The organism is Ruegeria sp. AP12 (assembly GCF_056540025.1).
In genome coordinates, this window is record NZ_JBQFVZ010000052.1 from 1 (window position 1) to 1,511 (window position 1,511).

At 55.6% G+C, this 1,511-nt stretch carries 1 protein-coding gene and 2 pseudogenes; all 3 read left to right on the forward strand.

Annotated features, from left to right (window positions below):
• Positions 1 to 220 (forward strand): annotated as a pseudogene (locus ACR0E6_RS21090) (ABC transporter permease); the annotation flags it as partial.
• 3 nt (positions 221 to 223) lie between these two features.
• Positions 224 to 1,222 carry an ABC transporter permease gene (locus ACR0E6_RS21095; protein ID WP_480564961.1) on the forward strand — a complete coding sequence of 333 codons (999 nt, stop codon included), beginning with the start codon at positions 224 to 226 and terminating at the stop codon, positions 1,220 to 1,222.
• Positions 1,219 to 1,511 (forward strand): annotated as a pseudogene (locus ACR0E6_RS21100) (uroporphyrinogen decarboxylase); the annotation flags it as partial. The gene ACR0E6_RS21095 and the pseudogene ACR0E6_RS21100, both read left to right, overlap by 4 nt.

Genomic DNA, 1,511 nt, shown 5'->3' on the forward strand with positions numbered 1-1,511 from the left:
CAATCTGATGGATCTTGATGCCATCGCGCCCGCGGTTGACGGCGGGGCTCTTTTACAAGGCGGGCGGGCGCCGATCTTTGGTGCCATACTGGGTGCTGTCATCATCCAATTGGTCAAATATACACTATTGGCTAACGTGGTAGAAGACGAAGTCGCACTAATCGCCAAAGCCGCCATCATTATCCTGGCCGTTTGGGTCCAACAGTTCCGGAGGGCTTGATTGATGTTGGATGAAACGGCTTTTGACCTGCGAAAGTACCTTCGGCGCAATTCGGCTTCGGTGACGGTGTGGCTCGCACTGCTGGCTTTGATCCTGTTCGGGTTGATGCGCTATGAAAACTTTGGCAGCGCCTACAATTTCTCGTCTTTCTTGAACTACAACGCGATGTTCATCGCGATTGCACTGGGCATGTGTTTCGTGATCATGACCGGCGGGATTGATCTGTCGGTAGGATCCGTTGCGGCCTTTACGTCGGTTGTTGCGGCCTATCTCAGCCCATACGGGATTCAGGTTGCGTTGCCGGGGGCCGTTCTTGCCGGGGTTGGTTTCGGGGCGATCAACGCCTTTTGCATAATCATCCTTCGAATCCCGCCCTTCATCGCCACACTGGCGACCATGTTGGCCGCCAAAGGCGGGGCATTGGTGATTTCGGACGCCCAAACAATTTCGGTCGATTGGGGGTCGAACTTCACCAAGCTTGGCATGGGGCAGGCGTTCGGCCTGTTTCCATGGGCAATCGTCATCGTGGCCGGACTGACGCTGGTACTTTGGCTGGTGTTGGAAAGAACAACCATCGGGCGAACGGTGTTGGCGATTGGTGGCAGCGAGGATGCCTCAAACCTCATGGGTCTGAAGGTCAATCGCGCTAAGGCTTTCGTTTACCTGCTGTCGGGCGGCTGTGCGGGGCTCGCCGGAGTCTTTCTGGCCTCGGGTTTTGGAGCCGGACAACCCCTTGAGGGCATCGGATGGGAATTATCGGCCATCGCGTCCGTCGTGGTGGGCGGCACTTTGTTGACGGGTGGGATGGGTTCGATCCCTGCGACGGTGGCCGGTGCGCTGTTGCTGGGGCTGGTCTTCAACGTTCTAAACTTTGAAAACGGTCAGGGCACCATCAGTTTCAGTGCCTATTGGCAGATGGTAATTCGTGGAGGCTTTCTATTTGCGGTCATCCTTTTACAGTCTCGGGTTATTGCCAGGCAGCAGAAGGTCTTGGGTCAATGAATCGCATAGAAAGTGTATCAGCGCGGCTGTTCAACGTTCCGCTCGCCGAAGTCCTAGTCGATGCCAAACATGGGGATCACACGTTTTTTCAACTGATCACAGTTACTATTCAAACCTCGGATGGGGTCGAGGGGGTCGGATATACTTATACGGGGGGCAAGGGTGGTCATGCCATCCTGGCGATGATCCAGCATGATCTGGCACCGTTCCTTGTAGGACAAGACGCTGAACAGATCGAAAGCCTATACGATGCCATGCAGTGGCATGTGCACTACGTCGCGCGGGGCGG

Bases quoted from the DNA above. Each gene is read 5' to 3' on its own strand.
- ACR0E6_RS21095 (WP_480564961.1), top strand. From the start codon at position 224: ATGTTGGATGAAACGGCTTTTGACCTGCGAAAGTACCTTCGGCGCAAT.